Origin of the sequence: Nitrosomonas eutropha (assembly GCF_900116685.1) — a bacterium.
GTDB lineage: Bacteria > Pseudomonadota > Gammaproteobacteria > Burkholderiales > Nitrosomonadaceae > Nitrosomonas > Nitrosomonas eutropha_A.
Genome location: NZ_FPBL01000024.1, coordinates 1 through 6,679 on the forward strand (window position 1 = coordinate 1; position 6,679 = coordinate 6,679).

General features: G+C 58.1%; 5 protein-coding genes. 4 read left to right on the top strand and 1 reads right to left on the bottom strand.

Features of this window, described 5'->3' with window-relative positions; genetic code table 11:
- Nucleotides 1-199: 199 nt before the first annotated feature.
- From BM331_RS11225 to BM331_RS11240, 4 genes are read left to right on the top strand one after another with little or no spacing between them, the layout of a single operon-like run.
- Entirely contained in the window at nucleotides 200-1,894 is a 1,695-nt protein-coding gene (locus BM331_RS11225; protein WP_074929552.1) for an NADH-quinone oxidoreductase subunit 5 family protein, read from the top strand.
- 3 nt (nucleotides 1,895-1,897) lie between these two features.
- Nucleotides 1,898-2,701 (top strand): hypothetical protein, encoded by an 804-nt coding sequence (locus tag BM331_RS11230; protein WP_083414764.1) that lies wholly within the window; start codon nucleotides 1,898-1,900, stop codon nucleotides 2,699-2,701.
- Nucleotides 2,686-5,814 carry a DUF2309 domain-containing protein gene (locus BM331_RS11235; RefSeq protein ID WP_074929548.1) on the top strand — a complete coding sequence of 1,043 codons (3,129 nt, stop codon included), beginning with the start codon at nucleotides 2,686-2,688 and terminating at the stop codon, nucleotides 5,812-5,814. Before BM331_RS11230 ends, BM331_RS11235 begins: the two co-directional genes overlap by 16 nt.
- Complete coding sequence (locus BM331_RS11240) at nucleotides 5,811-6,137, top strand: P-II family nitrogen regulator (protein ID WP_074929549.1); 327 nt, start codon at nucleotides 5,811-5,813, stop codon at nucleotides 6,135-6,137. Before BM331_RS11235 ends, BM331_RS11240 begins: the two co-directional genes overlap by 4 nt.
- 1 nt (nucleotide 6,138) lies before the next feature.
- Here BM331_RS11240 and BM331_RS11245 read toward each other — a convergent pair.
- Nucleotides 6,139-6,679: LysR substrate-binding domain-containing protein (locus BM331_RS11245; protein ID WP_256214906.1), on the bottom strand; the 541-nt coding region annotated here is incomplete at its 5' end.

Consider the following 6,679-nt stretch of genomic DNA (forward strand, 5'->3'; position numbering starts at 1 on the left):
TAAAACATAATTTTTTCTTATGTTCTAAATAAGAATTTAAAATTTTCATTATCTTTTGACTGCCTTTAGGATGGCACTGCTGATGCGAATGGATGGATAGGGTTCGCCTCGGTTCAGAAACGGGCGTCCAGTGCAACCCGGAGGAGCGGGTCCACATCTTGACGCATTTGCCTTTCCCTTTATCGAGGACGTATCTGTCGTGAACGATTGGGTCGCGTTTTGTCTGATAGCTTTGCCGGCCTTGCCGGTTCTTTCCGCTATCGTCGCACCGTTGTTGTCTCGCTCCGCCGAGTATCGGGCGGCGCGGATCAGCACAGGTTTCATGGGGCTGACTCTGCTACTGGCGCTGGCCCTCTTGGTTGCAGTACTGCGAGTGCCGGCTGAACAGGTCCAGGTGCTGCGCGCTGGGCCGTTGGCCTTAATCCTGGACAACCTAGCCGTAGTCATGGCGATACTGGTCTCGGGCATTAGTTTGATCGTGCATATGTACGCGGTGCAGTATATGGCCGACGAGCGCGGCTATGCGCGGTTCTTCGCGTTGCTGGACCTGATGACGGCGAATATTTTGCTGCTGGTATGCGCATCCGACTTGCTCACGCTGGTCGTGTCCTGGTTCCTGGTGGGGGTGCTGCTGTACTTCCTGCTGGGACACGACACCACGCGCGCAGCCAGCGGGCGCTATGCGTTCTGGACTTTCATCACCTATCGCGCCGGCGACCTGCCTTTGCTCGGTGCTGCTCTTGTGCTTGGGCACGCTTACGGCACGATGCAGTTGCCCGAACTGTTCGCGCGCATCGAGGCCAATCCCGGCGTGACAGTTGGCGGCTGGCCGGCGGCGAGCACTGCGGCGATGCTAGTGGCGTTGGCTGCGTTTGCGCGTTCCGCGCAGTTTCCGTTGCATTCCTGGCTGCCGTACACAATGGAGGGGCCAACCCCGGTGTCGGCACTGATGCATGCCGGTATCGTCAACGCTGGTGGCTTTTTGCTCAACCGTTTTGCCCCCTTGTTCGTGCACGCGTCAAACGTGCTGCACGTAGTGTTCGCGGTTGGATTACTGACCGCGCTGATCGGATCGATACTGATGCTCACGCAAAACGACATCAAGAAATCGCTGGGTTACTCGACGATGGGTCAGATGGGCTTTATGGTGATGGAGTGCGGGCTCGGAGCGTTTTCGCTCGCGGTGTACCATCTTATTGCGCACGGTCTGTTCAAGGCCACGTTGTTTCTCGGGTCGGGCGGGGTGATCAGCGATGCGCGCCGCAACGATGGCGTGCCTCCTGACGACATCTATACCTCGGTGGTTGAGCGCAAGCCTCTGCGCCTGGTGCGCCTGCCCTGGTTGGTCGCATTGGCAGTGACGGTGCTGGTTCCGGCCTTCGTGCTCGGCTTCTCGCATCTGCTGGTGGCAGCTGATTTCGTGCACAAGCAAGGAGCGGTTATTCTGCTGTTTTTCGGCTGGGTCACGGGCGCCCAGGTCTTTTTCTCGATTCACCGTCTGCCCACAGAGAATCCATGGCGGTCGATGGGCATGATCTTCCTGTCGTTTGTTATCGTTGTCGTAGGTTATACGGTAATAGGGCATCTGTTCGAGCACTTCCTCTATCCTGACGCGGCTCTGTTGAACGCGATGTATGACGCAGCAGGAGTCGATCTGATTGCTTTCGATATCCTCGTGGTGGTGCTGACCTTGATCCTGGTGGCAGCATGGCTCGTCACCTTGTACGCCGATTCCTTGAATCTGGGCGGACGTTCTGGAGCCTGGAACACCGTTTACCTCAATCTTTACGCCTTGTTCTCGCGCGAGTTCTACGTGGCAGACGTGTTTGCGCGTCTGGGACGCATGCTACAAGACAGCTCCAAGCGCGTGAACGTGTGGCTGCGCTGGATCTGATTCATGGAGATGACACCGATGATGGTCTCACCAATGGTACTGTTGGCAGTTTTTTTCCTGCCATTATTCCCGTTTAGCATGGTTTTCAACGCTGCATTACGTGCGGTGCGCTTGGTGTGGTTACGCGCAGCCTTGCTACTGATTTGGCCGCAAATAGGCGTGTGGCTGATTGCCGGAGCTGGCATGCATCTTTCGCAGGCCTGGACATCTGCCGTGCTTGCGTGGGCAACCGGCACATCTCTTTTTTACGCCTGGCGTATGCTGTCGACCCGCGATTTCGACATCTGGATTGGGTTTTATGCGAGCTCGGCCTGGGCGCTGGCCTGGATCGGCGTCATCGGCGAGGTCAGCGAAATGGGGCTGAGCGCGACAATGACATGCCTATCTGTGACCGCGCTGGCGCTAGCACTGGTCAGTCATTGCTTGCGCAACCGTTGGGGCGATGCCTACGTCGGCCTGCGGCCGGGCTTGGCGCGGGCGATGCCGCGTCTGGGCATGGCGACCACGCTCTCGGTTCTCGCTGCCCTCGGCACACCGGTGTTTCCGGTGTTTTTCGCGATGATCTATTTGCTGATCCTGGGTAACGCTGTGACCGTCGTCAGCGTTCTCGTCGTTTGGCTGCTGTGGAGTTGGGCGGGAGCGCAGATATGGCAGGGATTTCTGTTTGGAACGCCGCACGCTGAATATGTTTCTGAATCTGCAGTGCGCGACGACGTCCCGGTATTCTGGACTGTTCTGGCCGCGTTGTTGGCCGTGGCTGCGATTGTGGCCGCTTCTTTCTGGAGCATGACATGGTTGATGCATTGAACCTGGGCAAGATCTTGCGCGTGCATGCCACGACCTATGTGGCTGCCGAGCCTGTGCCGTTATTCTGGCCGATGCGCACATTCATTTACAACAATCCCTTGCATGGGTTGGAAGGTCTGCCGTTCACAGAGGCGGTTCAGGCTGCGCGCGGACTTTTCCATGCCCGCGTATACCTCCCACGCACCACTTATCAGCGCTATCTGCGCGCAGGCAAGGGCGATGTGCGCATGCTCGATGCGATTACCGCACAATTTGCGCAGACCGCTCCCAGTATCGATGGCATCGACTGGCAGCGCTGGCTGAGCGCAGTGCGCGAAGCACCGACCGATGCCTCGCCCTGTGTGCCGCATGTCCTTGCCGAAGACGTCGCTGCAGTGCTGGCCGGCCAGGCCATCCCAAATGACGGCGCCATTGCGGCTGGCCTGGATGTTGCGATGCGTGCCGATCTGCCTCTTTGGCGGCCACTGACCGAATGTATCGATTCCCTGTGGGGAACCAATCTTGCTGCCGAGCTCGACGAGCTGGTGGTCAAAAGCTGTTTGGATTTTTTCGACGAAGATCAGTCATCGTGGCGCATGCCCGGTCGGGAGCAGGGTTTTTACGCCGCCTGGGCTGACGTTGTCCGGCGCAACGGCCGCATGTTTTTGCGCGGGTTGGCGATCAAGCGTATCCTCGATCAGGCGCCACGCGCAGATGCCGCGATTGCCCACGTCATGCAGTCGCTAGGCATCGCCGAAGAGCATTGGCAAGCGTATTTCTCGCGCGAACTGTTGCGGCTGCATGGCTGGGCCGGCTTTATCCGCTGGCGCTCGGGAGCCAAGCATTATCATTGGGGACACAGGTACCCGGCCGATCTGGTCGATTTCCTTGCTGTGCGCCTGGTATTCGCGCTGGCGCTGATCGAAGAAAGCGCACGGCGTCGTAAAACACCTGCGAACCGACCTGCGTTCGACGCCTTTTTGCGCGAGCAACGCGACTGTGCCGTATTGCGCTATGCGTTGTACGCGGGAGAGCTTTTACCCGGGTGGGCTCAACGTATCGATGATACGCTGGAGCGGCGCAACGGGAGTCGCGTAGCTCGATTGGCCGAGGACTACGCGAAAGAATGGCGCCGCGCACGCGCGCAGCGGCAGAGCCAGATACTGCAGAAAATTGCGGAGCAGGCCGGAACACCGGTGCAGACGCTGTCCACGCTCGGAGCGCAGGGTACCGCCGAAGTCCTTAAGGTGCTGCAGCGCTTTGCTGCGCAGGAAGGGTCGATGTGGCTGCGCGCACTTGAAGCGCGCGCCATTGACCGTCTGCTGGGCCAGATTGTAACCCCGGATGAGCCGGCGGTGCCGAAGCGCGCTTTTGCACAGGCGCTGTTTTGCATTGATGCACGCTCTGAACGACTGCGACGCAATCTGGAGAGCATCGGAGATTTCCTGACTTTCGGCCTTGTTGGGTTCTTTGGCGTTCCCGTAGGCTTTTTGGGTTACGGCAAAGGAAGTGAAACCCATCTGTGTCCGGCGATTGTCACGCCGAAAAATCTCGTGCTCGAGATTCCCGCCGCAATCGACTTCGATGAAGAGGATTTTGTCTCGACTCTCGGCCATGTGCTGCACGATCTGAAGAGTTCGGTGATCTCTCCCTTTATCACAGTAGAGGCCATTGGCGCGCTGTTCGGCTTCGATTTGATTGGCAAGACCATGGCGCCATCGGCTTATCACCGTTGGCGCAGCCGGTTGGACGCGCCGCGCCCGGTTACTCACTTGCTGCTGGACAAGCTCAACCGCGAGCAGGCGGACTCCATTGTGCGCGCTCTGCAAAGAGCGATGATCGTCAGTGCTTTACGTATCGAGCTTGGCATTGAGCGGGAGCGCGTCAACGACGACATGATTCGCGAGCTGCGCGAAACAGCGCTGGGCCATTGCAGCGGCACTACGATGCTGGTGCGTGAGTTCGGCCTTTCCCTGGAACGAGAAGCGCGATTTATCGAGCAAGTGCGCGAGGTCTACCGTGTCAATTCGTCATATGCAAATTACCAGATGCTGCGCTTGGGGCGGATCGGCTTTTCGCTCGACGAGCAGGTCAACTATGTCTGGACCGTGCTGACTTCGATTGGCCTGACCCGCAATTTCTCGCGCTTCGTACTGCTCATCGGGCACGGCAGTCAATCAGAGAACAATCCCTATGAATCGGCGCTCGATTGCGGCGCCTGCGGCGGCAGTGACGGGCTAGTCAGCGCCAGGGTACTGGCACAAATGGCCAATAGAGCCGAAGTGCGGGCGAAACTGCGGAATATCGGAATGGATATTCCCGCCGACACCTGGTTTGTTCCGGGGCTGCACACGACTACCACCGATACCGTTGAATTATGCGATCTGGAGCTTTTGCCGCCACGGTTACTGGTGTATCTGGAGCGTTTACGTAACGGCCTGTATGCGGCATCGCGGCTTTCCGCAGCCGAACGCGTTCCGACGCTGCTGCCGCAGGCAAAAGCCTTGAAACCGGCTCAGGCCCATCGCATAGCGCGTGCCATGTCGCACGACTGGTCGCAGGTGCGACCCGAGTGGGGATTGTCGGGCAATCTGCATTTCATCGTGGGACGACGCGGCTTAACGCAGAAGGCCAATTTGCATGGGCGCGCCTTCCTGCAGTCCTATGACTGGCGGGTCGATCCTAAGGGGCGTCTGCTGGAAAACATTCTCACCGGCCCGGTGGTGGTGGGGCAGTGGATCAATATGGAGCACTACTTCTCCACTGTCGACAACACTCATTTCGGCAGCGGCAGTAAGGTTTATCACAATGTTGCCGGGCGCTTCGGTGTGATGACCGGCAATCTGTCCGATCTGCGCACCGGACTGCCGGCGCAGACCGTGATGCGCCATGGCCAGCCTTATCACGAGCCCTTGCGCATGATCGTGATGATCGAAGCGCCGCTGGACTTCGCGCGCCGCGCCATCGAGGCCGTGGCTAAGATCAAGAGTCTGGTGCAGGGACAATGGATCCGTACCATCATCCTTGATCCAACGCAGGATATGCAGGCCTATGTTTTCGACAATGGCCAATGGCAAGTACATTTCGGATCCGCATCTCAATCGACATACACCGAGGAGGTCGTCACAGCATGAGCGCGTTCAAACTCTCTCCCCTGAAAAAACTGGAAATCATCCTCGAAGGCGAGCACCGCGAATTCGCTACCGGCCTGCTTGATCGCGCCGACGTAAAAGGTTACACCATCGTCGGCAATCTCTCAGGCAAGGGCAGCCAGGGTTTCTATGAAGGGCACTTGATGTTCAACGAGGACGATGCGCTGATCATGATCATCGTCGCGGTGCCACCGAATCTCGTTGATGCATTGCTCGAAGGCTTTCAGCCGTTTTTCGAGGCTCATTCCGGAGTGATTTTCGTAAGCGATATCCAGGTCGGCCGCCCAGTCAAGTTTATGGCCTGAATTACGCGGTGGCCGGATCCTGGAGCGAAGCCAGAGGCCTTGCCTCGCGAATCAGAAAGTCGAGAAAGGCTTGCGCTACAGTTGACAGCCGCTTGCCTTTGCGATGCACGACGAACCATTGTCGCACAATCGGAAAGCGCTCGACATCGAGCACGGTTAGGCGCTGCATCGCCAATTCGAGTTCGAGCGTATGCAAGGATAGGATGCCCAAGCCTAATCTGGCTTCCACCGCCTGCTTGATCGCCTCGTTGCTGCTCATTTCCATTACCGAATGAAACTCTACTCCGTACCGGGAGAAATGCCGCTCAGCCGCTTTGCGCGTTCCTGAGCCAGGCTCGCGGGTGATGAAGGTTTCGCGCTCCAGGTGTTTGAGTGTGATCCGGGTCTTGGCTGCCAGCGGATGGGTCGGTGCGGCAATCACAACCAGCGGATTGTCAAGAAAGGCTTGAGCGACCAATTCCGCATCCTTCGGCGGCTGTCCCATGATCGCCAGATCCTTGTTCGACGTGGTCAGCATGTTCAGGATCCGTTCCTGATTCGAT